Genomic DNA, 25868 nt, shown 5'->3' on the forward strand with positions numbered 1-25868 from the left:
AAAAATACAAATTTCGAAGTGAAATCTTAAAAATCTAAACTTTGAGACTTTGCTTATTTAAATATAATAACAATTACTTTGAATATAATCATGATAAAGAAGATTGGACCGTTTGGTGCAGTCTTTTTCTCTTTTCGAAATGCCTGTGAAATATGGTATAATAGAAAAATGGCAAACAAGAATACAAGTAAAACAAGACGGAGACCGTCTAAAGCAGAACTCGAGAGAAAAGAAGCGATCCAACGAATGTTGATTTCGTTGGGAATCGCGATTTTATTGATTTTCGCAGCCTTCAAATTAGGGGCTGCAGGTATAACCCTTTACAATTTAATTCGCTTGCTGGTGGGGAGCCTAGCTTATCTAGCAATATTTGGCCTCTTGTTCTATCTCTTCTTTTTCAAGTGGATACGAAAACAGGAAGGACTCTTATCTGGCTTTTTCATCATATTTGCAGGCTTGCTCCTGATTTTTGAGGCCTACTTGGTTTGGAAATATGGTTTGGATAAGTCCGTTCTAAAAGGAACCATGGCTCAGGTTGTGACGGATTTGACTGGTTTTCGAACGACCAGTTTTGCTGGTGGAGGCTTGATTGGTGTCGCTCTTTATATTCCAACCGCCTTTCTCTTTTCAAATATCGGCACTTACTTTATTGGTTCTATCTTGATTTTAGTGGGTGCCCTCCTAGTCAGTCCTTGGTCTGTTTATGATATTGCTGAATTTTTCAGTCGAGGATTTGCCAAATGGTGGGAAGGGCATGAGCGTCGAAAAGAGGAACGCTTTGTCAAACAAGAAGAAAAAGCTCGCCAAAAGGATGAGAAAGAGGCTAGATTAGAACAAGAAGAGACCGAAAAAGCCTTACTCGATTTGCCTCCTGTTGATATGGAAACGGGTGAAATTCTGACAGCAGATGTTGTACTTGACGTTCCACCTATACCTGAAGAAGACTGGGTGGAACCAGAAATCATCCTGCCTCAAGCCGAACTTGAATTCCCTGAGCAGGAAGATGGCTCTGATGACGAAGATGTTCAGGTCGATTTTTCAGCCAGGGAGGCTCTTGAATACAAACTTCCAAGCTTACAACTCTTTGCCCCAGATAAACCAAAGGACCAGTCTAAAGAGAAGAAAATCGTCCGAGAAAACATCAAAATCCTAGAAGAAACCTTTGCTAGCTTTGGTATCAAGGTAACGGTTGAACGGGCTGAAATTGGGCCATCAGTGACCAAGTATGAAGTCAAGCCTGCAGTGGGTGTAAGGGTCAACCGCATTTCCAATCTAGCAGATGACCTCGCTCTAGCCTTGGCGGCCAAGGATGTCCGAATCGAAGCACCTATCCCAGGGAAATCTTTAGTGGGAATTGAGGTACCTAACTCTGAGATTGCGACAGTTTCTTTCCGCGAACTATGGGAACAATCTCAAACGAAAGCAGAAAATCTCTTGGAAATTCCTCTAGGAAAGGCGGTTAATGGCACCGCAAGAGCTTTTGACCTTTCTAAAATGCCCCACTTGCTCGTCGCAGGTTCAACGGGTTCAGGGAAGTCAGTAGCAGTTAACGGCATTATTGCTAGCATTCTGATGAAAGCAAGACCCGACCAGGTCAAGTTTATGATGGTGGATCCCAAGATGGTTGAGTTGTCTGTTTACAATGATATTCCCCACCTCTTGATTCCAGTCGTGACCAATCCACGCAAGGCCAGCAAGGCCCTGCAAAAGGTTGTGGATGAGATGGAAAACCGCTATGAACTCTTTGCCAAGGTGGGAGTTCGTAATATTGCAGGCTTTAATGCCAAGGTAGAAGAGTTTAATGCTCAGTCTGAGTACAAGCAGATTCCACTACCACTTATTGTTGTGATTGTGGATGAGTTGGCTGACCTCATGATGGTAGCAAGCAAGGAAGTGGAAGATGCTATCATCCGTCTAGGACAGAAGGCGCGGGCTGCAGGTATCCACATGATTCTTGCAACCCAGCGTCCATCCGTTGATGTCATCTCTGGTCTGATCAAGGCTAATGTCCCATCTCGTGTAGCATTTGCGGTTTCATCAGGAACAGACTCCCGTACGATTTTGGATGAAAATGGAGCAGAAAAACTTCTTGGTCGAGGAGACATGCTCTTTAAACCGATTGATGAAAATCATCCAGTTCGTCTCCAAGGCTCCTTTATCTCGGATGACGATGTTGAGCGCATTGTGAACTTCATCAAGGCTCAGGCAGATGCGGACTACGATGATAGTTTTGAACCAGGTGAGGTTTCTGAAAACGACGGTGAATTTTCAGATGGTGAATCTGGTGGTGACCCGCTCTTTGAAGAAGCCAAGGCTTTGGTAATCGAAACTCAGAAAGCCAGTGCATCTATGATTCAGCGTCGTTTGTCAGTTGGATTTAACCGTGCGACCCGTCTCATGGAAGAGCTTGAGATGGCAGGTGTCATCGGTCCAGCTGAAGGTACCAAGCCAAGAAAAGTATTGGAACAATAAAAAAATAGCTTCTTTCCAAGTTTGGAGGGAGCTATTTTATTGGCTATTGATTACTTTTATACTCTTCGAAAATCTCTTCAAACCACGTCAGCTTCGCCTTACCGTATATATGTGACTGACTTCGTCAGTCTTATCTACAACCTCAAAACAGTGTTTTGAGCAGCTTACGGCTAGCTTCCTAGTTTGTTCTTTGATTTTCATTGAGTATTATTTTCTGAAGTTGGAGTATTGGACTGTTTTTCATTATCAGCGGCAGGTTTACTTGGAGTAGGAGCAGGAGTAGAAGAATCCTGAGTTGCTGTTTTCTGCTCTTCTTTTTTCTCTTCCTTGCCGCTAGATTTTGGCGTTTCCTCTTGTTGTTTTTTTTCTTGACTAGTATTATTTTCCTTATTGGGACTAGTATTTTCCTGAGGGGATTCCTTTTGAATTTCTTTGACAATGGTTGTCGTCGGTGTTGTCGTCGGTTCTTTTTTGGTATTTTTATTATTATCCAAGGCATTCATAATCGTGATAGTCGCAGTAATCAAGCCGAGGATACTAGCGATAGTAGTAATGGTTTTTTGAAAAACAGTAAAGCCTTTTTTGATATGTTCTGTTTTTGGTTTTGAAGTTCTACGATAGTTAGACATACATTCTCTCCTTTGATTAAAATTTATTATATCGCATTTCTTTAAAAAAAATCTTAAAAAAAGAGGAATTGCCCTTTCTTGTCGCAGGCTCCGTTTCATGATACAATAGAAGGAGTGATTTTAGAAAGCGTGAGAAAACATGATTTACTTTGATAATTCGGCGACGACCAAGCCTTATCCTGAAGCCCTTGAAACCTATATGCAGGTGACTTCAAAAATTTTAGGAAATCCATCTAGTCTCCATCGTTTGGGAGACCAGGCAACACGAATCTTAGATGCTTCTCGCCAACAGATTGCAGATTTAATCGGTAAGAAAAGTGATGAAATCTTCTTTACATCTGGTGGGACAGAAGGAGATAACTGGGTCATCAAGGGAGTAGCATTTGAAAAAGCCCAGTTTGGCAAGCACATCATCGTATCAGCCATTGAACATCCGGCAGTTAAGGAATCGGCTCTCTGGCTGAAAAGTCAAGGATTTGAAGTGGATTTTGCTCCAGTTGATGAGAAAGGATTTGTGGACGTCGAGGCCCTAGCAGTTTTGATACGACCTGATACAATCCTCGTTTCCATCATGGCTGTGAACAATGAAATAGGCTCTATCCAACCTATTGAGGCTATTTCAAAACTATTGGCAGACAAGCCAACTATTACTTTCCACGTTGATGCGGTTCAGGCACTTGCTAAGATTACAACTGAAAAATATCTGACAGAACGAGTGGATTTCGCGACTTTCTCTGGTCACAAGTTCCACGGAGTTCGTGGTGTTGGTTTTGTCTATATCAAGTCTGGTAAGAAAATTACGCCACTGTTGACTGGTGGAGGTCAGGAGCGTGATTACCGTTCGACAACTGAAAATGTGGCAGGGATTGCAGCGACAGCCAAGGCTCTCCGTTTATCTATGGAAAAGCTAGATACCTTTAGGAGCAAGACTGGGCAGATGAAGGCAGTGATTCGTCAAGCCCTTCTGGACTATCCAGATATTTTTGTCTTTTCAGATGAGGAAGACTTTGCCCCTCATATCCTGACTTTTGGAATCAAGGGTGTTCGTGGTGAAGTCATCGTTCACGCTTTTGAAGACTATGATATTTTTATCTCAACGACCTCTGCTTGTTCGTCCAAGGCTGGGAAACCTGCAGGAACTCTGATTGCCATAGGAGTAGATAAAGATAAGGCCCAGTCAGCTGTGCGTCTTAGCCTAGACCTTGAAAATGATATGAGTCAGGTCGATCAGTTTTTGACCAAGCTAAAATTAATTTACAACCAAACTAGAAAAGTAAGATAGGAGCATTTATGCAGTATTCAGAAATTATGATTCGCTACGGTGAGCTGTCAACCAAAGGCAAAAACCGTATGCGTTTCATCAATAAACTTCGCAATAATATTTCAGACGTTTTGTCTATCTATCCCCAAGTTAAGGTAAGGGCAGATCGTGACCGTGCCCATGCTTACCTCAATGGAGCTGATTACACAGCAGTAGCAGAATCACTCAAGCAAGTCTTCGGGATTCAAAATTTTTCTCCAGTATATAAGGTTGAAAAATCTGTAGAAGTTTTGAAGTCTTCTGTCCAAGAGATTATGCAGGACATCTACAAGGAAGGCATGACCTTTAAAATCTCTAGCAAGCGTAGCGACCACAACTTTGAACTTGACAGTCGTGAACTCAATCAAACGCTTGGAGGAGCTGTTTTCGAAGCAATTCCAAACGTACAAGCTCAAATGAAAAGTCCTGATATCAATCTCCAAGTGGAGATTCGAGAAGAGGCAGCCTACCTTTCTTATGAAACCATTCGTGGGGCTGGTGGTTTGCCAGTTGGAACTTCAGGTAAAGGGATGCTTATGTTGTCGGGAGGGATTGATTCACCTGTAGCTGGTTATCTAGCGCTTAAGCGTGGGGTAGATATTGAGGCAGTTCACTTTGCCAGCCCACCTTACACCAGTCCTGGAGCCCTTAAAAAAGCCCAAGATTTGACTCGTAAATTGACTAAGTTTGGGGGCAATATCCAGTTTATCGAAGTTCCTTTTACAGAGATTCAAGAGGAAATCAAGGCTAAAGCGCCAGAAGCTTACTTGATGACTCTAACTCGTCGCTTTATGATGCGGATTACCGATCGTATTCGTGAGGTACGAAATGGTTTGGTTATCATCAATGGGGAAAGTCTAGGTCAAGTAGCCAGTCAAACCCTCGAAAGCATGCAGGCTATTAACGCTGTGACCAACACTCCCATCATTCGTCCTGTGGTTACCATGGACAAGTTGGAAATCATCGATATTGCACAAGAAATTGATACCTTTGACATTTCAATCCAGCCTTTTGAAGACTGTTGTACCATTTTTGCACCAGATCGTCCAAAAACAAATCCTAAGATTAAGAATGCAGAGCAGTATGAAGCACGTATGGATGTTGAAGATTTGGTTGAGCGAGCAGTTGCTGGAATCATGATTACTGAGATTACACCTCAAGCTGAAAAAGATGAAGTTGATGACTTGATTGACAATCTGCTCTAATCAGAAAATCCAAAAGAATTTAGAAAATTAAATGAAAAAGTTAGTTTTTAATTCCAAAAATGGAAGCAAAATTAACTTTTTTTCTATAATTGTGATATAATAAAATAAAATTTTGAATATAGAGAGTTTTCTGACAATGAATCATTCCTACTTTTATTTAAAAATGAAAGAACACAAACTCAAGGTTCCTTATACAGGCAAGGAGCGCCGTGTGCGTGTTCTTCTACCTAAAGATTATGAGAAAGATACAGACCGTTCCTATCCTGTTGTTTACTTTCATGACGGGCAAAATGTTTTTTATAGCAAAGAGTCTTTCATTGGACACTCATGGAAGATTATCCCAGCCATCAAACGAAATCCCGATATCAGTCGCATGATTGTAGTTGCTATTGACAATGATGGCATGGGGCGGATGAATGAGTATGCAGCTTGGAAGTTCCAAGAATCTCCTATCCCAGGGCAGCAGTTTGGCGGTAAGGGTGTGGAGTATGCCGAGTTTGTCATGGAGGTGGTCAAGCCTTTTATCGATGAAACTTATCGTACAAAAGCAGACTGCCAGCATACAGCCATGATTGGATCCTCACTAGGAGGGAATATTACCCAGTTTATCGGTTTGGAATACCAAGACCAAATTGGTTGCCTGGGCGTCTTTTCATCTGCAAACTGGCTCCACCAAGAAGCCTTTAACCGCTATATCGAGCGCCAGAAACTATCGCCTGACCAGCGCATCTTCATCTATGTGGGAACGGAAGAAGCAGATGATACAGACAAGACCCTGATGGCTGGTAATATCAAACAAGCCTATATCGACTCGTCGCTTCGCTATTACCATGATTTGATAGCAGGTGGGGTACACTTAGATAATCTGGTCTTAAAAGTTCAGTCTGGTGCCATCCATAGTGAAATCCCTTGGTCGGAGAATTTACCAGACTCTCTGAGATTTTTTGCAGAGAAATGGTAAGTTAGAAAAGGAGAAAGCCAATGCATATTGAAAACCTTAGCCACTGGAGTGGTCACCTTAACCGTGAAATGTACCTCAATCGTTATGGATATGCTGGAATTCCAGTTGTGGTCTTTGCTTCATCAGGTGGCAGTCACAATGAATACTATGATTTTGGCATGATTGACGCCTGTGCTTCCTTTATCGAGGAAGGCCGTGTCCAGTTCTTTACCCTATCCAGTGTGGACAGTGAGAGCTGGTTGGCTACTTGGAAAAATGGTCACGACCAAGCGGAAATGCACCGTGCCTACGAACGTTATGTGATTGAGGAGGCCATTCCTTTTATCAAGCATAAGACAGGTTGGTTTGATGGCATGATGACGACAGGTTGCTCTATGGGAGCCTATCATGCACTCAATTTCTTCCTCCAGCATCCAGATGTCTTTACCAAAGTGATTGCTCTCAGTGGTGTTTACGATGCACGTTTCTTTGTCGGCGATTACTACAACGATGATGCTATTTACCAAAACTCGCCAGTAGATTATATCTGGAACCAGAACGACGGCTGGTTTATTGACCGTTATCGTCAGGCAGAGATTGTGTTGTGTACGGGTCTTGGTGCCTGGGAACAAGATGGCTTGCCATCCTTTTACAAGCTCAAAGAAGCCTTTGACCAGAAACAAATTCCAGCCTGGTTTGCTGAATGGGGACACGATGTCGCCCACGACTGGGAATGGTGGCGCAAACAAATGCCTTATTTCCTCGGTCATCTCTATTTATAAAAGGAGTTACCTATGAATTACCTTGTTATTTCTCCCTATTATCCACAAAACTTTCAACAGTTTACCATTGAACTAGCTAATAAAGGCATCACTGTCTTGGGAATTGGCCAAGAACCATACGAGCAATTGGATGAGCCTTTACGCAATAGCCTGACCGAATATTTCCGTGTTGACAATCTTGAGAACATAGACGAAGTCAAACGAGCAGTTGCTTTTCTCTTTTATAAACATGGCCCGCTTGATCGCATCGAGTCTCATAATGAATACTGGCTTGAGCTGGACGCAGCACTCAGAGAGCAATTTAATGTTTTTGGTGCCAAACCAGAGGATATTAAAAAGACGAAATTTAAGTCTGAAATGAAGAAGCTTTTCAAAAAAGCAGGTGTCCCAGTGGTCCCTGGAGCAGTTATCAAGACGGAAGCAGATGTGGATCAAGCTGTGAAAGAAATTGGTCTTCCAATGATTGCCAAACCTGACAATGGAGTGGGAGCGGCCGCCACCTTTAAGCTTGAGACAGAAGACGATATCAATCACTTCAAGTCTGAGTGGGATCATTCAACTGTTTATTTCTTTGAGAAATTTGTCACCTCTAGCGAAATTTGTACCTTTGATGGTCTTGTGGACAAGGATGGTAAAATTGTCTTCTCAACAACCTTTGATTACGCCTATACACCGCTTGATCTCATGATTTACAAGATGGACAATTCTTATTACGTTCTCAAGGATATGGATCCTAAATTACGTAAATATGGTGAGGCAATTGTCAAGGAATTTGGCATGAAAGAACGGTTCTTCCATATTGAGTTCTTCCGTGAAGGGGATGATTACATCGCCATTGAGTACAATAACCGCCCTGCAGGTGGTTTCACTATTGATGTTTATAACTTTGCTCATTCCTTGGACCTCTACCGAGGCTATGCGGCGATTGTAGCAGGAGAAGAGTTCCCAGCGTCAGAATTTGAACCGCAGTATTGTTTGGCTACTTCTCGCCGTGCAAATGCTCACTATGTTTATTCTGAGGAGGACTTGCTTGCCAAATACAGTCAGCAGTTCAAGGTTAAAAAAATCATGCCAGCGGCCTTTGCGGAACTTCAAGGAGATTACCTGTATATGTTGACAACTCCTAGCCGACAAGAAATGGAGCAGATGATTAAGGACTTTGGTCAGCGTCAGGCTTAAGAGACTATCGGATTAAGGAAATTCACTCCCTTAATCCTTTTGTTTTGTCTGATAAAAAATAAGAGCATCCTAACAAGGTAGCTATCATAAAACTTGTTCGATAACTATTTGAAGCAGGATTAGGTGGTCAGAAATTGAATTTTAATATTTCAATTGAGTCATAGTATTATGTTTTTGTATCCTTAAATCAGCTAAAAGGATTCATGACGACACCTATATGATATAGTTTTCAAGATACCAAACAAGTCTATTAATACTCAATGAAAATCAAAGAGCAAACTAGGAAGCTAGCCGCAGGTTGCTCAAAATACTGTTTTGAGGTTGTAGATAAGACTGACGAAGTCAGCTCAATACCTACGGCAAGGTGAAGCTGACGTGGTTTGAAGAGATTTTCGAAGAGTATAAAATATTCAGGTGACGCATAGATATAGTTAATTGAAGCTTTGTTTGAAATCTGATAAAATAATGATATTACTAAGTTTTAAAAACTAAAGAAAAGGGAAGATATGATTACAGGCGAATTAAAAAATAAAATCGATCAGTTGTGGGAAATTCTTTGGACAGAAGGAAACGCAAATCCTTTAACAAATATTGAACAGTTGACTTATCTCTTATTTATGAAAGATTTGGATAGTGTCGAGCTTGGACGTGAAAGTGATGCTGAATTTCTAGGGATTCCTTATGAGGGAGTTTTTCCAAAAGATAAACCTGAATACCGTTGGTCAACTTTTAAAAATATAGGAGATGCTCAGGAAGTTTATCGTTTAATGACTCAGGAGATTTTTCCGTTTATTAAAAATCTCAAGGGAGATACAGATGATACAGCCTTTTCACGATATATGCGAGAAGCTATTTTTCAAATAAATAAACCTGCTACGCTTCAAAAGGCAATTTCTATCTTAGATGTTTTTCCAACTAGGGGATTAGATGTAGATTTTGATAATGACAAACAAAGTATTACTGATATCGGAGATATCTATGAATATCTGTTATCAAAATTGTCGACCGCAGGTAAAAATGGACAGTTCCGTACACCTCGTCACATCATCGATATGATGGTTGAGTTGATGCAACCGACCATCAAAGATATTATCTCAGATCCTGCTATGGGTTCTGCTGGCTTCTTAGTATCTGCTAGCCGTTACTTAAAGCGTAAGAAAGATGAATGGGAAACCAATACAGATAATATCAATCATTTTCATAATCAGATGTTTCATGGAAATGATACGGATACGACTATGTTGAGACTTGGGGCGATGAACATGATGCTACATGGAGTAGAAAATCCACAAATCAGTTACCTTGACTCGCTGTCTCAAGATAATGAAGAAGCCGATAAATATACTTTGGTTTTAGCAAATCCTCCTTTTAAGGGCTCACTTGACTACAATTCAACCTCTAATGACCTTCTTGCAACCGTAAAAACCAAAAAAACAGAATTACTCTTTCTTTCTCTTTTCTTGCGAACTTTAAAACCAGGTGGACGAGCAGCAGTTATCGTACCTGATGGTGTCCTTTTTGGTTCGTCTAAAGCTCATAAAGGAATTCGTCAGGAAATTGTAGAGAACCATAAGCTTGATGCTGTAATCTCAATGCCTAGTGGTGTTTTCAAGCCTTATGCTGGAGTTTCAACTGCCATTCTCATCTTTACAAAAACTGGCAATGGTGGTACTGACAAGGTCTGGTTTTACGATATGAAAGCGGATGGCTTAAGTTTGGATGATAAGCGACAACCGATTAGCGACAATGATATTCCAGATATTATCGAACGCTTTCATCATCTTGAAAAAGAAGCAGAACGTCAGAGAACGGATCAATCTTTCTTTGTTCCAGTTGCTGAGATAAAGGAAAATGATTATGATTTGTCTATCAATAAATATAAAGAGATTGAGTATGAAAAAGTTGAGTATGAACCAACAGAAGTCATCTTAAAGAAAATCAATGATTTAGAAAAAGAAATTCAAGCTGGCTTAGCAGAGTTAGAAGAATTACTCAAGTAGGGAGGTGGCTGTATGAAAAAAGTGAAGTTGGGGGAAGTTTGTGAGATTTTATCTGGTTACGCTTTTAAATCATCACAATTTAATGATAACAAAATTGGTCTCCCCTTAATACGAATTCGAGATGTAGAAAGAGGTTTTTCTGATACCTACTTTGAAGGAACTTATTCCGAAGAATATCTTATTAAAAATGGAGACTTATTGATTACAATGGATGGCAGTTTTATATTGAAAAAATGGGAGGGGGATTTAGCGCTACTTAATCAACGTGTCTGTAAAATTAAAATTACGGATAAAAGTGTAGATGAAGGTTATATATCTTGGTTGATTCCTAAATTTTTAAAAGAAATTGAAGATAAGACCCCTTTTGTTACAGTGAAACATCTTTCAGTAGCTAAAATAAAAGATATCTCATTTGTATTGCCTAATAAACTAGAACAAAAGCTAATTGCAAAAAAACTAAATACGATAAGTCAAATTTATGATTTTCGTAAAATTCAATCAGAAAAATTTAACGAGCTCGTCAAATCCCGATTTAACGAGATGTTTGGGGATTTTTATACTACATTATTCCCCAAATATAAAATAGGTGAAAAATTTGAAGTTTCTAGTGGAAGTACTCAAGAGATAATAAATTATATTGGGATAGCGGAACGATTAATTGGGTAAAAACAACTGAGGTAATAAATAGAGAAATTACGGAAACTGAGGAAAAAATCACAAAATTTGCTTTAGAAAATACATCTCTTAAACTTTTTCCAGTTGATACAATATTAATTGCTATGTATGGTCAAGGACAAACAAGAGGAAGAAGTGCAATCCTCAAAGTTGAATCTACTAGCAACCAAGCATGTGGGGCTATATTTCCAAATAAAATAGACAATCCAGTTTTTATTTGGCATCAATTAATGCTAAGGTATAGCGAATTACGAGAACTTGGACGAGGAGGAAATCAACCTAATTTAAACGGTCAACTGATTAAAAATTTTGAACTGATTTTCCCCCCTCTAGCCCTCCAAAATGAGTTCGCAGACTTTGTAGCCCTGGTCGACAAATCACAATTTGCTTGTGAGATAGCTATAAAAGTGTGGAGAGATAGCTTGAAATTTAGTATAATATAGCTAAACTATTTGTTTAAAGTGAGAAAAAAATGGGAAATTTTAGCTTTCTTTTAAAAAATGACGAATATGAATCTTTTTCAAAACCTTGCATTGAAGCTGAGAATATGATTGCTACATCAACTGTGGCTACTGCCTTTATGGCGCGTCGTGCTTTAGAGCAGGCTGTCCATTGGATATATAGTCACGATTCATATTTAGAAGCTCCCTATCGTGCTACTCTATCTTCTTTAGTATGGGATGATGATTTTAGGGATATCGTAGATTCTGAACTCCACAAGCAGATAGTTCTGTTGATTCGGTGGGGAAACCATGCTGCTCATGGTGGTGAAATTAAGGAACGAGAAGCGATTTTAGCTTTGCATCATTTGTATCAGTTTGTTAATTTTATCGATTATTGTTACAGCAATGAGTTTGTGGAGCGTTATTTTGATGAGAAGTGCTTACCACTTTCAGCAAACATCAAATACCGAGAAACTCCACAATCTATGATAAAGTTACAAGACAGTTTACCAGAACTGCCTGATTTTCATGAACAGATGGCTGCTCAGTCCGTAGAAGTTCAAGAGACTTATACTGAAAAACGTGAGACTGCAGCGCAACGGCAAGATGTACCTTTCCATATTGATCAATTATCTGAGGCAGAGACAAGAAAACTCTTTATTGATATCGATCTCCGTCTAGCAGGATGGATATTTGAAGAAAACTGTCGTGTTGAGATAGCTGTTGATGGTCTGAAGCACGGTTCAGGAATTGGTTACTGTGACTATGTACTTTATGGTAAAAATGGGAAAATTTTAGCGATTGTAGAGGCTAAAAAAGCCTCTGTCAATCCAGAAGTAGGGGAAGTACAGGTCAAAGAATATGCTGAAGCTCTGGAGAAACATATCGGCTATCAGCCAATTTGCTTTATTACAAATGGGTTGAAGCACTATATACTTGATGGTCCGAACCGCCGCCAGATTGCAGGATTTTACTCTCAAGAAGAATTGCAATTAGTGATGGATAGACGTCATCTTCAAAAACCACTTGAGGATATTTCTAGTAAAATTAGGGACGATATTTCCGGGCGTTACTACCAAAAACATGCGATTGCAAGCGTTTGTGAAGCTTTCTCTAATCATCGTAGACAGGCACTTTTGGTTATGGCAACTGGGGCTGGGAAAACTCGTACAGCAGTTTCTCTAGTTGATATCTTATCACGTCATAACTGGGTAAAAAACGTTCTCTTCTTAGCCGATAGAACTTCCTTGGTTAAGCAAGCCTATGATTCGTTTAGAAAATTACTCCCAGATCTTTCCGTTTGTAACTTCTTAGAAGATAAAGAAGGAGCTCAATCAAGTCGCATGGTCTTTTCAACTTATCCGACCATGATTGGAGCGATTAGTGGTCAAGAAGAAGTAAATCAACGTCCTTTCACTGTTGGGCATTTTGACCTTATCATAATTGACGAATCTCACCGTTCTATTTATCAGAAATACAAGTCCATTTTTGATTATTTTGATGCAAGGATTGTAGGCTTAACAGCTACTCCTCGTCAAGATTTAGATAAAAACACCTATGGATTCTTTAATTTGGAGAATGGGGTTCCAACATATGCATATGATTTGGAAGAGGCTGTTAAAGACGGATATTTAGTAGCCTATCATTCTATCGAAACCAAACTGAAACTACCTACGGATGGTCTACATTATGATGATTTGTCTGAAGAAGAAAAGGAACATTTTGATAGCAAATTTGAAGACGATAGCTGTGAAAAAGATATTGATGGGAGTGTATTTAATTCCTTTATTTTCAATAAAAGTACAGTAGAAATTGTTTTAAATGAACTCATGACAAGAGGAATTCAGACAGCCTCGGGTGATGAAATTGGTAAAACTATTATTTTTGCTAAAAATCATGATCATGCGGAATATATCAGAGGTATTTTTAACAACCGCTATCCTGAAAAAGGGAGCGACTATGCTCAGGTAATTGATTATAGTATTAAGCATTATCAGACCTTGATTGATGATTTTAAAATTAAGGAGAAGTATCCTCAAATTGCGATTTCTGTCGATATGTTAGATACAGGTATTGATGTACCAGAGGTTGTGAATTTAGTCTTCTTCAAGAAAGTACGCTCTAAAACTAAGTTTTGGCAGATGATTGGTCGAGGAACCCGTCTATGTAAAGATTTATTTGGACCTGAGCAGGATAAGGAAAACTTTTTGGTATTTGATTATGGGGACAATTTTGATTATTTTCGTGCAGATCCAAGAGATGGAGAGGGTCGTCACATTGTTTCGTTGACTCAGCGTTTATTTAATATCAAAGTGGACTTGATTCGAGAACTTCAGGGACTCCAATACCAAGAAGATCAGTTTGCGAGAGCATACCGTCAGGAGCTTGTTTCAGAACTTCAAGGTCGTATAGAGAGCTTAAATGAGTTAGACTTCAGGGTTCGTATGGTTTTAGATACAGTTTATAGCTATAGGAAATTGGAAAGTTGGCAGAATCTAACTGCTGTTACAAGTGAAACTATTCAAAAAAATCTCTCTCCGCTTTTATTTGATGAAGATAAAGAAGATGAGATGGCGAGGAGATTTGATTTGTGCTTACTTCATATTCAGTTGGGGCAACTGACAGCTAAATCTTCCACTGTTCATATTTCCCAAGTGATGAAGACGGCTAGAGCTCTTTCTGCTATTGGCAATATCCCGCAGGTTTTTGAGCAGGTTGAAATTATCAGGAAAGTACAGGAGCCTGAATTTTGGAAAGAAGTTAGCTTGTCTGATTTGGAAAAAATTCGTCTTGCTATTCGAGATTTATTACAGTTTTTGGATAAAACAGACCGTAAACCCTACTATGTTAACTTTGAAGATCGTATACTCTCCACTGTTCACGAGACCACAGCATTTTTGCAGGTCAACGATCTTCGATCTTATAATGAAAAAGTTGAGCATTATTTGAAAACTCATCTGGATGAAGAGTCCATTTCTAAGCTATACCATAATGAAAAGTTGACATCTGATGATGTGCTTGCACTTGAAAAATTGCTCTGGGAAAAATTAGGTAGCAAATCAGACTACCAACATCATTATGAAAATAAGGCAATTCCGAGATTGGTGCGTGAGATTATTGGCTTAGATAGAGAGTCTGCCAATCGTATTTTTTCTAAATTTTTGTCGGATGAGAACCTTAATGCTAGGCAGATTTCATTTGTAAAATTGATTGTAGACTACATTGTAGAAAATGGTTGCTTAGAGATGAAAGTGTTAACGCAAGAGCCATTTAAATCTCATGGATCTGTTCAACTACTCTTTCAACACCAACTACCAGTACTTCGTAATATTGTTCAAACCATTGAGCTCATCAATGATCGAGCTGGAGAAGTGGCTTAAATTCTAAAGTGATTGCCATACTGAGACTCATTTAAAATTAAAAAGAGTAGAAATTTATGCTATATATGAGAAGTTTTATTAGGAAGAATGTCATCGTTTTCCTAGAATACAGTATCAGTTGTTAAGTGGTTGATAAATTTCAAAGTAGATACTTGTACCACGATGTTTGTTGATCGAGTTATTATAAAAGAGCTACTTTGATTTTAAAGAAATAGAAAACAAAAAGCCGAGCAAGAATTCAATTGCAGGAGAAAATGAAGGAATACTCAGTGAAAATCAAAGAGCAAACTAGCCGCAGGCTGCTCAAAACATGGTTTTGAGGTTGTAGATAAGACTGACGAAGTCAGCTCAAAATATGGTTTTGAGGTTGTAGATGAAACTGACGAAGTCAGCTCAAAACATGGTTTTGAGGTTGTAGATGAAACTGACGAAGTCAGTAACCATACCTACGGCAAGGCGATGTTAATGCGGATTGAAGAGATTTTTGAAGAGTATAAATCTTCCTAGGATAAAGCAAAACGCATAATATCAAGGGTTTTAAACACTTGATATTATGCGTTTTCTGATGTTAAAGACTTTCTACCAGGTTTTTTGAAGCATAATTGTTAGTTGTAGTCATTTATTATTCTTCAAAGAAAAATGGTGGGGCGAATTTTTTCAGTTCTTCAAAGCACTTTTGAGCAGCATCTGCATCTTCACAGATGATAAGACAGACATCATCACCACAAAGGGTAGCGATAGCGTCAGGGAAGCTCAAAGCATCAATGATAGAACCAAAGGATTGAGCCAGTCCAGGAAGGGTTTTTAGTAGGACTTGGTGTTGAACTGGGCGCATCAAGACAAGGGCGTCTTCCATGTAGAGTTCGAGACGTTTTTCCCATTTTGAGATGGAACCATTGTTAAGAACATAATAAGCGCTATCTTCTTCGCGGACTTTTGATAGGTTCATATTTTTGATGTCGCGTGAGAGGGTTGCCTGGGTCACTTGAATGTCGTTCTCAGCAAGAAGGGACTGCAATTCAGCCTGTGTATGAATCTTGTTTTTTGCAACAAGAGCGCGTATGAGTTGGTGGCGGTGCTCTGATTTATTCATAATAATGTAACTCCTTTTAGCAAGGTATGGTAAGCGTGGACTGAGCGAGGTCGACAGTCAAGTAGTAGTCGGTATTGTCACGGATGGTGATTTCAAAGTCAGTCGTATAGAGGACTAAACGAAGAGTATCTCCTTCTTTTAGATTGTAAATAGTTGGTTGCAGTTCAAATTGCACATCCATCCATTCATCTGCAGTAATATCCTCTACTAACAGTAAATCATTTCTATTTTGTAAATTAAGGTAACCTTTTGTCACGACTCGTTGTGCATCTGGTCTAAATGGCAGTTCACAGAGATTTTCCAGCATATGATAGCGACCGTTGTCAATGGTTCTAGCACTTAAAACAGCTGGATAAGGCTGTAAGTATTTCTTTTGACCAAGTTCCAGTAATTGAGCAGATAAAAGCCCCTTGTTTGTGCTGGATTTGATACGAAGATTGAGCTGAGCGCGACCGTTTAGGTGGAGATCTTTAGTTACAGGCAGGTCAATAGTAATCTGATTGGTTTTCCCTTGATAGAGTTCCGTATTGAAGGTCTGGTAGGTCTTACCATAACGCTCAAAATCCTTATCTGGGTACTGGTTTTGAATAGCTTGCTCTTCTTGCCCAAGTGAGAAGGTTTCAAAGTTTTCTTGCTCACCAAAGGTATCAAGTGATAACCAAGTCTGAGGAGCAGTATTGTCCTGCCAGATAACGGTCGGAAGTTGAAAATCTGTATCTTGTCCCAGTAATTTCTTTGTCAACAAAGCATTCATGGACTCACGGAAATCAATGGACTGCCAGTTGTTCATATACACATGGGCGCCATTATGGAAAAAGAAATACTTATTTATATTAGTAGGAAGAGCATGGAACATCTGGTAAACATGAAGTGGTTTGACATTCCAATCCTGAGAACCATGGGTAAAGACAACCTCTGCCTTTACTTTATGGGCATTGAGCAGATAGTTGCGCTCATGCCAAAACTGGTTATAGTCGCCAGTCTTGCGATCCAGTTGCTCTTTCACTTTTTCTAAGTCAGCTTGGTGAGCTTCATTGCCACGGATATAGTCGCCAGCCAAGAGATTACGAGAGTAGGTTAGTTCAGCAAGGGAGTCAAAGTCCTCACCTGGATAGCCACCTGGGCTAGTCACCAGACCGTTTTCTCGGTAGTAGTTGTACCATGAAGAAATTCCAGCCTCAGCAATGATTACTTCTAAACCATCAACACCTGTAGTGGCAAGGCCGTTTGACATGGTACCTAGATAGGAAAGTCCAGTTGTAGCTACTTTTCCGTTTGACCAGTCAGCTTTGACTTGACGCTGGCGCGTATAATCGGTAAAGGCACGGCAACGGCCATTAAGCCAATCAATGACATTTTTATAAGCCTCGATTTGCTGGTAGTCGCCATTAGTCATGAAACCAGTAGAGTCTCTGGTACCAACACCTGAAACATAGAGATTGGCAAAACCTCGTGGAAGGAAGTAGTCGTTGAGTGTATAGCTAGAGTTGATGTGAGTTAGCTTTTCCTCAGCTTCAGCCACAAGCTCAGCTTGGCCTTGAGATTGGACGAGATTGAGTTGAGGTTCCTCTAGTTCAATCTTATGAGCAGGCTTAACCTCGAGATTGCCCTCCATCTTGTAGAGAGCCTTGTCACTAGCCTTGTCATTGGTTCCCTGATGATAAGGGCTGGCTGTCATGATGGCAGGGATTTGGCCCTCATAACGAGGACGAATAATGTTAACCTTGACTAAGTCTGGTAGACCTTTTTGGTCGGTATCGACACGAGACTCCACGTAAACGACTTCACGAATGATATCATGGCTAGAAAAAGTAGCCAAACTCTTGCCGTTAAAGTAGTGGTAGTCATTATCCTCTGGAATAAGACCGTCACTGACAAGTTGGTCGATAAGAGTATTTCCTTTTTTGGTGCGAGTATTGAGTAACTGATAGAGATTTTCAAGCAAGTCACCGTATACAATAGGAAATCCAGTTTCTTTACGAAAAACGTCACTGTCTTCGAAGTCAACCAAATAAGAAAAGCCTAAAAGTTGAAAAGCAACAGTATAAAAAATATCTGCTGTCAGTTCATCTTCTGATTGAAAAAATGTCAGCAGGTCTGTTTTTTTATCAGCTGCTAGGATGGAAAGTGGGTAGTTGGTGTCTTGATAAGTGAAAAAGAAACGACGTAAAAAGGTTTCAAGTGAGTCTTTGTGATTGGCTGTATTTTGTAAATCAAAGCCATATTTTTTTAGTTCAGATAAGATATTTTCTTTTGGGAAAGTGATATAACTATATTGATTAAAACGCATAGAACCTCCATATAGAATGATAGTTAAGATTATTATATCAAAAAAAAAGCAGAGAGGGAATTGTTAACTGTAAAAGGAAATAATCTAATAAAAATGAATAAAGTGCTAAATTCAATATAGAGAACAGTGTAATAATAGATATAATGGATATAATATAAAAATTCTAGGAGATTTATATTGTATGTTTTCTATTTTTTTTATATATAATATAGTATAAATATAAAAACGATGACAAAAATACAAATGAATAGAAAGTAAATTAGTAAGCTGATGAAATTTTTCTCAAGAGAAGCCTTTTATAGGTGAAAATGGTATAATATAGTGAGAAGGATAGAGGAGAAGTGTAAATTGATCGCACAACTAGATACAAAAACAGTCTATAGTTTTATGGAAAGCGTCATTTCGATTGAAAAGTATGTGAGAGCAGCTAAAGAATTCGGCTACACTCATCTGGCTATAATGGATATTGACAATCTTTATGGTGCTTTTGACTTTCTAGAGGTTACAAAAAAATATGGCATTCATCCTTTATTAGGGCTTGAAATGACTGTGTTTGTGGATGCTCAGGAAGTGAATCTGCGCTTTTTAGCTTTATCTAGTGTGGGCTATCAGCAGTTGATGAAGCTTTCGACAGCCAAGATGCAGGGGGAGAAAAATTGGTCGGTTTTATCTCAGTACTTAAATGATATTGCGGTAATTGTGCCTTATTTTGATGGATTTGAGTCTCTAAATCTAGGCTGTGATTACTATATAGGGGTTTATCCGGAAACACCAGCAAGCGAATTTTATCATCCAATCTTGCCCCTCTATCGGGTCAATGCTTTTGAAAGCAGGGATAGAGAAGTTCTTCAAGTTTTAACAGCGATTAAAGAAAACCTACCGCTTAGAGAAGTTCCCTTGCGCTCACGACAAGATGTCCTTATATCAGAAAGTTCTTTAGAGAAATTATTCCTAGAACGATTTCCGCAAGCCTTAGACAATTTAGAAAAGCTGATTTCAGGCATTTCTTACGACTTGGATACGAGTCTGAAACTGCCTCGTTTTAACCCAGCTAGACCAGCAGTAGAAGAGTTGAGAGAACGCGCTGAGCTTGGGCTTGCTCAGAAGGGATTGACTAGTAAAGAATATCAAGACCGTCTAGACCAAGAATTGGCTGTTATTCATGATATGGGATTTGATGATTATTTCTTGGTTGTTTGGGATTTGTTGCGTTTTGGACGACTGAATGGCTACTATATGGGAATGGGAAGGGGTTCTGCAGTTGGTAGCTTGGTTTCTTATGCCTTAGATATTACAGGGATTGACCCAGTAGAGAAAAATCTGATTTTTGAACGCTTTCTCAATCGTGAACGCTATACCATGCCTGATATTGATATTGATATCCCAGATATTTATCGTCCAGATTTTATCAGATATGTTGGTAATAAATATGGCAGTAAACATGCGGCACAAATCGTTACTTTTTCTACCTTTGGTGCCAAGCAAGCTCTGCGTGATGTCTTGAAACGCTTTGGTGTTCCAGAGTATGAATTATCCGCAATTACCAAGAAAATCAGTTTCCGTGATAATCTCAAGTCAGCCTATGAGGGCAATCTCCAGTTTCGTCAGCAAATTAATAGTAAGTTAGAATACCAAAAAGCCTTTGAGATTGCTTGCAAGATAGAGGGCTATCCAAGACAAACCTCTGTCCATGCAGCTGGTGTTGTGATTAGCGACCAAGATTTGACCAATTACATTCCTCTAAAGCATGGTGATGAAATTCCACTGACTCAGTATGATGCTCATGGAGTTGAGGCTAGCGGTCTTTTGAAGATGGACTTTCTGGGACTGCGAAATTTGACCTTTGTTCAGAAAATGCAAGAGTTGCTTGCTGAAACAGAAGGGATTAAGATAGCTATCAACGAGATTGATTTGGAAGATAAAGAAACGTTAGCTTTATTTGCTTCTGGCAATACAAAAGGTATCTTTCAATTTGAACAACCTGGTGCCATTCGTCTGCTTAAGCGTGTGCAACCAGTCTGTTTTGAAGATGTCGTAGCGACTACTTCTCTAAATAGACCAGGTGCTAGTGATTATATCAATAATTTTGTGGCAAGAAAACATGGGCAGGAAGAAGTGACTGTTCTGGATCCAGTACTGGAGGATATTTTGGCTCCAACCTATGGTATCATGCTCTATCAGGAGCAGGTTATGCAGGTAGCTCAGCGGTTTGCTGGATTTAGTCTTGGGAAGGCCGATATTTTGCGTCGAGCTATGGGGAAAAAGGATGCTTCTGCCATGCATGAGATGAGGGCTTCCTTTATTCAAGGTTCATTAGATGTTGGTCATACTGCGGAAAAGGCAGAGCAGGTCTTTGATGTCATGGAGAAGTTTGCAGGTTATGGTTTTAACAGGTCACATGCCTATGCCTACTCAGCCTTGGCCTTCCAGTTGGCTTATTTCAAAACGCATTATCCAGCCATTTTTTATCAGGTTATGTTGAATTTTGCCAACAGTGATTACTTAATAGATGCCTTAGAAGCAGGATTTGAAGTAGCCCCTCTGTCCATCAACACCATTCCCTATCACGATAAAATTGCCAATAAGTCTATCTATCTAGGTTTGAAATCGATTAAGGGAGTCAGCAAAGATTTGGCGCTTTGGATTATTGAAAATAGGCCTTATTCTAACATTGAAGATTTTATAGCTAAATTACCTGAGAATTATCTGAAACTTCCTCTGCTAGAACCTTTGGTAAAAGTTGGTCTTTTCGATTCATTTGAAAGAAATCGTCAAAAAGTATTCAATAATTTAGTTAATCTATTTGAATTTGTAAAAGAGTTGGGAAGTTTGTTTGGAGATACTATTTATAGTTGGCAGGAATCGGAAGATTGGACGGAACAAGAAAAATTCTATATGGAACAAGAACTTTTAGGAGTAGGAGTTAGCAAACATCCACTACAAGCTATTGCAAGTAAGGCTATTTACCCGATTATCCCAATTGGGAATTTGTCAGAAAATAGCTATGCTATTATTTTGGTTGAAGTTCAGAAAATAAAAGTAATTCGTACCAAAAAGGGCGAAAACATGGCTTTCTTACAGGTAGATGATAGTAAGAAAAAATTGGATGTTACCCTCTTTTCAGACTTATATCGTCAGGTTGGACAGGAAATAAAAGAGGGATCCTTCTACTATATAAAAGGAAAAATACAATCACGTGATGGCCGTCTGCAAATGATTGCACAAGAAATAAGAGAAGCAGTTGCTGAACGCTTTTGGATACAGGTAAAAAATCATGAATCGGATCAAGAAATTTCACGTATTTTAGACCAGTATAAAGGTCCAATCCCAGTCATCATCAGGTATGAAGAGGAACAGAAAACCATCGTTTCTCCCCATTATTTTGTAGCTAAATCCAATGAATTAGAAGCGAAATTGAATGAAATCGTTATGAAAACGATTTATCGCTAAAAATACGGAAAATAGAAGAATTTTAAAATCAAATGTGGTATAATCAAGAAGACTGTTAAAAGAAAAAGGAGCATAAACCAATATGAAACGTATTGCTGTTTTGACTAGTGGTGGAGACGCCCCTGGTATGAACGCTGCTATCCGTGCAGTTGTTCGTCAAGCAATTTCAGAAGGAATGGAAGTGTTTGGTATCTATGACGGATATGCTGGTATGGTTGCCGGTGAAATTCATCCCCTAGATGCAGCTTCAGTAGGAGACATCATTTCTCGTGGTGGTACTTTCCTTCACTCAGCTCGTTACCCAGAGTTCGCTCAACTTGAAGGGCAACTAAAAGGGATTGAGCAATTGAAAAAACACGGCATTGAAGGTGTAGTTGTTATCGGTGGAGACGGTTCTTACCACGGCGCTATGCGTTTGACTGAGCATGGTTTCCCTGCTATCGGTCTTCCAGGTACAATCGATAACGATATCGTTGGTACTGACTTTACAATCGGTTTTGACACAGCGGTTACAACTGCTATGGATGCTATTGATAAGATTCGTGATACATCATCAAGTCACCGTCGTACTTTTGTTATTGAAGTTATGGGACGTAACGCTGGTGATATCGCTCTTTGGGCTGGTATTGCAACTGGTGCAGATGAAATCATCATTCCTGAGGAAGGATTCAAGATTGAAGACATCGTAGAAAGCATTAAATGTGGTTATGAGTGTGGTAAAAAACACAATATCATCGTCTTAGCTGAAGGTGTGATGTCAGCAGCTGAATTTGGTCAAAAACTTAAAGAAGCTGGAGATACAAGCGACCTTCGTGTGACAGAACTTGGACATATTCAACGTGGTGGTTCTCCAACTGCGCGTGACCGTGTATTGGCGTCACGTATGGGTGCCCATGCTGTTAAACTTCTTAAAGAAGGTATTGGTGGTGTTGCGGTTGGTATCCGTAACGAGAAAATGGTTGAAAACCAAATTCTTGGAACGGCAGAAGAAGGAGCATTGTTTAGCCTTACTGCAGAAGGTAAGATTGTAGTTAACAACCCACACAAAGCCGATATTGAGCTATCTAGCTTGAATAAGAGCTTGTCATAATTTACAATTTAGTTAATAAGACCAAAAAGGTCATATCTATAAAGGAGTCACAAAAATCATGAACAAACGTGTAAAAATCGTTGCAACTTTGGGTCCTGCGGTAGAAATCCGTGGTGGTAAAAAATTCGGTGATGACGGATACTGGGGTGAAAAACTTGATGTTGAAGCTTCAGCTAAAAACATTGCTCAATTGATTGAAGCTGGTGCTAACACATTCCGTTTCAACTTCTCACACGGTGACCACCAAGAACAAGGTGAGCGTATGGCAACTGTTAAACTTGCTGAAAAACTTGCAGGTAAAAAAGTTGGTTTCCTTCTTGATACAAAAGGACCAGAAATCCGTACAGAATTGTTCGAAGGTGAAGCTAAAGAGTATTCATACAAAACTGGTGAGAAAATCCGTGTTGCAACTAAACAAGGAATCAAATCAACTCGTGAAGTGATTGCATTGAACGTTGCTGGTGCTCTGGATATCTATGATGATGTTGAAGTTGGTCGTCAAGTGTTGGTTGACGACGGTAAACTTGGTCTTCGTGTGGTTGCTAAAGATGACGCAACTCGTGAATTTGAAGTGGAAGTTGAAAACGATGGTATCATCGCTAAACAAAAAGGTGTGAATATTCCTAACACTAAAATTCCTTTCCCAGCCCTTGCTGAACGTGATAACGACGATATCCGCTTTGGTCTTGAACAAGGTATCAACTTTATTGCGATTTCATTCGTACGTACTGCAAAAGACGTGAACGAAGTTCGTGCAATCTGTGAAGAAACTGGAAACGGGCATGTTCAATTGTTCGCTAAAATCGAAAATCAACAAGGTATCGATAACTTGGATGAAATCATCGAAGCAGCTGATGGTATCATGATCGCTCGTGGTGATATGGGTATCGAAGTACCATTCGAAATGGTTCCAGTTTACCAAAAAATGATTATCAAGAAAGTCAATGCTGCAGGTAAAGTTGTTATCACTGCAACAAACATGCTTGAAACAATGACTGAAAAACCACGTGCAACTCGTTCAGAAGTATCAGACGTATTCAACGCTGTTATCGACGGAACTGACGCTACAATGCTGTCAGGCGAGTCTGCAAACGGTAAATACCCACTCGAGTCAGTAACTACAATGGCTACAATAGACAAGAACGCTCAAACTCTTCTTAATGAATACGGACGTTTGGATTCAGATTCATTTGAACGTAACTCTAAGACAGAAGTAATGGCTTCAGCTGTTAAAGATGCTACTAACTCAATGGATATCAAATTGGTTGTAACTCTTACTAAGACAGGTCATACTGCACGTTTGATTTCTAAATACCGTCCAAATGCTGACATCTTAGCATTGACATTTGATGAATTGACAGAACGTGGATTGATGTTGAACTGGGGTGTTATCCCAATGTTGACAGATGCTCCATCTTCAACTGACGATATGTTCGAAATCGCTGAACGTAAAGCGGTAGAAGCAGGTCTCGTTGAGTCAGGCGATGATATCGTTATCGTTGCTGGTGTACCAGTAGGAGAAGCTGTTCGTACAAATACAATGCGTATCCGCACAGTACGTTAAGAAAAATATAAAAACCTATCATATCCAGCTTTAGAGCTTGTGTGATAGGCTTTTTTGGGCTCTTTGTCAACTGTAGTGGGTTGAAGTCAGCTAAGCTCGAGAAAGGACAAATTTTGTCCTTTCTTTTTTGATATTCAGAACGATAAAAATCCGTTTTTTGAAGTTTTCAAAGTTTCGAAAACCAAAGGCATTGCGCTTGATAAGTTTGATGAGATTATTGGTCGCTTCCAGTTTGGCGTTAGAATAGTGTAGTTGAAGGGCGTTAACAATCTTTTCTTTATCCTTGAGGAAGGTTTTAAAAACAGTCTGAAAAAGAGGATGAACCTGCTTTAGATTGTCCTCAATGAGTCCGAAAAATTTGTCAGGCTCTTTATTCTGGAAGTGAAAAAGTAAGAGCCAATAGAGATTATAGTGGTGTTTCAAGTCTTCTGAATAGCTCAAAAGCTTGTCAAGAATCTCTTTATTGGTCAAGTGAATACGAAAAGTAGGGCGATAAAAACGTTTATCACTCAATTTACGACTATCCTGTTGAATGAGCTTCCAGTAGCGCTTGATAGCCTTGTATTCATGAGATTTTCTATCGAATTGGTTCATGATTTGGACACGCACACGACTCATAGCACGGCTAAGATGTTGTACAATATGAAAGCGATCTAGAACGATTTTAGCATTCGGGAGTGAAACAGTCTGGGAGACTGTTTCAGCCTGAGCCTAGAAATTTGAAAGCGAATCTGTTTAGCCAAGGCATAATAAGGACTAAACATATCCATAGTAATAATTTTGACGCGACATCGGACAGCTCTATCATACTTAAGAAAGTGATTACGAATGATAGCTTGTGTTCTTCCCTCAAGAACAGTGATGATATTGAGATTGTTAAAATCTTGCGTAATGAAGCTCATCTCCATCTCCCGATTGAAACAGTCACTCCCCGGACTGTTTCAACGTCCCAAGACATAATCTCAGGCAGATTTCTAACATTACACTCAAAGTGGAAGTCATTGAGCTTTCGAATGACAGTTGAAGTTGAAATGGCCAGCTGATGAGCAATATCGGTCATAGAAGTCTTTTCAATCAACTTTTGCGCAATTTTTTGGTTGATAATACGAGGAATTTGGTGATTTTTCTTGACGATAGAAGTTTCAGCGACCATCATTTTTGAACAGTGATAGCACTTGAATCGACGCTTTCTAAGGAGAATTCTAGTAGGCATACCAGTCGTTTCGAGGTAAGGAATTTTCGACGGTTTTTGAAAGTCATATTTCTTCATTTGACTTCCGCACTCAGGGCAAGATGGAGCTTCATAGTCCAGTTTGGCGATGAGTTCCTTGTATGTATCCTTATTAATGATATCCATAGGGGATTTACCCACTACA

General features: G+C 39.5%; 14 protein-coding genes and 2 pseudogenes. 12 read left to right on the forward strand and 4 right to left on the reverse strand.

Features of this window, described 5'->3' with window-relative positions; all coding sequences use genetic code 11:
• The first annotated feature begins 168 nt into the window (after positions 1-168).
• Positions 169-2472 (forward strand): DNA translocase FtsK, encoded by a 2304-nt coding sequence (locus tag HT709_RS06580; RefSeq protein ID WP_078138006.1) that lies wholly within the window; start codon positions 169-171, stop codon positions 2470-2472.
• Positions 2473-2669: 197 nt separating this feature from the next.
• Here the strand turns inward: HT709_RS06580 and HT709_RS06585 are convergent, their stop codons facing one another.
• A complete protein-coding gene (locus HT709_RS06585) occupies positions 2670-3101 on the reverse strand; it encodes a DUF6556 family protein (RefSeq protein WP_000073923.1) in 432 nt (143 codons plus the stop codon).
• Positions 3102-3240: 139 nt separating this feature from the next.
• Between HT709_RS06585 and HT709_RS06590 the strand changes: the two genes are divergently transcribed.
• The 8 genes and pseudogenes from HT709_RS06590 (at position 3241) to HT709_RS06625 (ending at position 15005) form a co-directional block, all read left to right on the forward strand.
• Positions 3241-4383, forward strand: a complete 1143-nt coding sequence (locus HT709_RS06590) for a cysteine desulfurase family protein (protein ID WP_000638947.1) — start codon at positions 3241-3243, stop codon at positions 4381-4383.
• An 8-nt stretch (positions 4384-4391) separates the two neighbouring features.
• Positions 4392-5606 (forward strand): tRNA uracil 4-sulfurtransferase ThiI, encoded by a 1215-nt coding sequence (gene thiI, locus HT709_RS06595; RefSeq protein WP_001200054.1) that lies wholly within the window; start codon positions 4392-4394, stop codon positions 5604-5606.
• Between the two features lie 136 nt (positions 5607-5742).
• Positions 5743-6567, forward strand: a complete 825-nt coding sequence (locus HT709_RS06600; RefSeq protein ID WP_001016822.1) for an alpha/beta hydrolase — start codon at positions 5743-5745, stop codon at positions 6565-6567.
• Between the two features lie 20 nt (positions 6568-6587).
• Positions 6588-7328 carry an esterase family protein gene (locus HT709_RS06605; protein WP_000546809.1) on the forward strand — a complete coding sequence of 247 codons (741 nt, stop codon included), beginning with the start codon at positions 6588-6590 and terminating at the stop codon, positions 7326-7328.
• 12 nt (positions 7329-7340) lie between these two features.
• Positions 7341-8507: an ATP-grasp domain-containing protein gene (locus HT709_RS06610; protein ID WP_001108623.1), complete on the forward strand. Its 1167-nt coding sequence runs from the start codon at positions 7341-7343 to the stop codon at positions 8505-8507.
• 506 nt (positions 8508-9013) lie between these two features.
• Positions 9014-10507: a class I SAM-dependent DNA methyltransferase gene (locus HT709_RS06615; protein WP_000627747.1), complete on the forward strand. Its 1494-nt coding sequence runs from the start codon at positions 9014-9016 to the stop codon at positions 10505-10507.
• Between the two features lie 12 nt (positions 10508-10519).
• Positions 10520-11625, forward strand: a pseudogene (locus HT709_RS12195) (restriction endonuclease subunit S).
• 29 nt (positions 11626-11654) lie between these two features.
• A complete protein-coding gene (locus HT709_RS06625; protein ID WP_050222954.1) occupies positions 11655-15005 on the forward strand; it encodes a DEAD/DEAH box helicase family protein in 3351 nt (1116 codons plus the stop codon).
• A 622-nt stretch (positions 15006-15627) separates the two neighbouring features.
• On the opposite strand, the gene HT709_RS06630 is transcribed toward HT709_RS06625, so the two are convergent.
• A complete protein-coding gene (locus HT709_RS06630) occupies positions 15628-16098 on the reverse strand; it encodes an arginine repressor (RefSeq protein WP_023934390.1) in 471 nt (156 codons plus the stop codon).
• Between the two features lie 16 nt (positions 16099-16114).
• Positions 16115-18388 carry a Xaa-Pro dipeptidyl-peptidase gene (locus HT709_RS06635; protein WP_172925619.1) on the reverse strand — a complete coding sequence of 758 codons (2274 nt, stop codon included), beginning with the start codon at positions 18386-18388 and terminating at the stop codon, positions 16115-16117.
• Positions 18389-18736: 348 nt separating this feature from the next.
• Between HT709_RS06635 and HT709_RS06640 the strand changes: the two genes are divergently transcribed.
• The 3 genes from HT709_RS06640 to pyk all read left to right on the forward strand — a co-directional run bounded on the left by HT709_RS06640 (position 18737) and on the right by pyk (position 24492).
• Positions 18737-21838 carry a DNA polymerase III subunit alpha gene (locus tag HT709_RS06640; RefSeq protein ID WP_166731173.1) on the forward strand — a complete coding sequence of 1034 codons (3102 nt, stop codon included), beginning with the start codon at positions 18737-18739 and terminating at the stop codon, positions 21836-21838.
• 82 nt (positions 21839-21920) lie between these two features.
• A complete protein-coding gene (pfkA, locus tag HT709_RS06645) occupies positions 21921-22928 on the forward strand; it encodes a 6-phosphofructokinase (protein WP_050261439.1) in 1008 nt (335 codons plus the stop codon).
• 58 nt (positions 22929-22986) lie between these two features.
• Positions 22987-24492, forward strand: coding sequence for a pyruvate kinase (gene pyk / locus HT709_RS06650; protein WP_001042799.1), 1506 nt, complete (start codon positions 22987-22989; stop codon positions 24490-24492).
• Between the two features lie 90 nt (positions 24493-24582).
• Here the strand turns inward: pyk and HT709_RS06655 are convergent.
• A pseudogene (locus HT709_RS06655) lies at positions 24583-25849 on the reverse strand (transposase).
• Positions 25850-25868 lie beyond the last annotated feature (19 nt).

The organism is Streptococcus sp. 1343 (genome assembly GCF_013277355.1).
Taxonomy (GTDB): domain Bacteria; phylum Bacillota; class Bacilli; order Lactobacillales; family Streptococcaceae; genus Streptococcus; species Streptococcus pseudopneumoniae.

What these genes read in the sequence shown, in the direction of transcription:
- HT709_RS06580 (WP_078138006.1), top strand. Translation starts at nt 169, where the DNA reads ATGGCAAACAAGAATACAAGTAAAACAAGACGGAGACCGTCTAAAGCA.
- HT709_RS06585 (WP_000073923.1), bottom strand. Translation starts at nt 3,101, where the DNA reads ATGTCTAACTATCGTAGAACTTCAAAACCAAAAACAGAACATATCAAA.
- HT709_RS06590 (WP_000638947.1), top strand. Translation starts at nt 3,241, where the DNA reads ATGATTTACTTTGATAATTCGGCGACGACCAAGCCTTATCCTGAAGCC.
- thiI (WP_001200054.1), top strand. Translation starts at nt 4,392, where the DNA reads ATGCAGTATTCAGAAATTATGATTCGCTACGGTGAGCTGTCAACCAAA.
- HT709_RS06600 (WP_001016822.1), top strand. Translation starts at nt 5,743, where the DNA reads ATGAATCATTCCTACTTTTATTTAAAAATGAAAGAACACAAACTCAAG.
- HT709_RS06605 (WP_000546809.1), top strand. Translation starts at nt 6,588, where the DNA reads ATGCATATTGAAAACCTTAGCCACTGGAGTGGTCACCTTAACCGTGAA.
- HT709_RS06610 (WP_001108623.1), top strand. Translation starts at nt 7,341, where the DNA reads ATGAATTACCTTGTTATTTCTCCCTATTATCCACAAAACTTTCAACAG.
- HT709_RS06615 (WP_000627747.1), top strand. Translation starts at nt 9,014, where the DNA reads ATGATTACAGGCGAATTAAAAAATAAAATCGATCAGTTGTGGGAAATT.
- HT709_RS06625 (WP_050222954.1), top strand. Translation starts at nt 11,655, where the DNA reads ATGGGAAATTTTAGCTTTCTTTTAAAAAATGACGAATATGAATCTTTT.
- HT709_RS06630 (WP_023934390.1), bottom strand. Translation starts at nt 16,098, where the DNA reads ATGAATAAATCAGAGCACCGCCACCAACTCATACGCGCTCTTGTTGCA.
- HT709_RS06635 (WP_172925619.1), bottom strand. Translation starts at nt 18,388, where the DNA reads ATGCGTTTTAATCAATATAGTTATATCACTTTCCCAAAAGAAAATATC.
- pfkA (WP_050261439.1), top strand. Translation starts at nt 21,921, where the DNA reads ATGAAACGTATTGCTGTTTTGACTAGTGGTGGAGACGCCCCTGGTATG.
- pyk (WP_001042799.1), top strand. Translation starts at nt 22,987, where the DNA reads ATGAACAAACGTGTAAAAATCGTTGCAACTTTGGGTCCTGCGGTAGAA.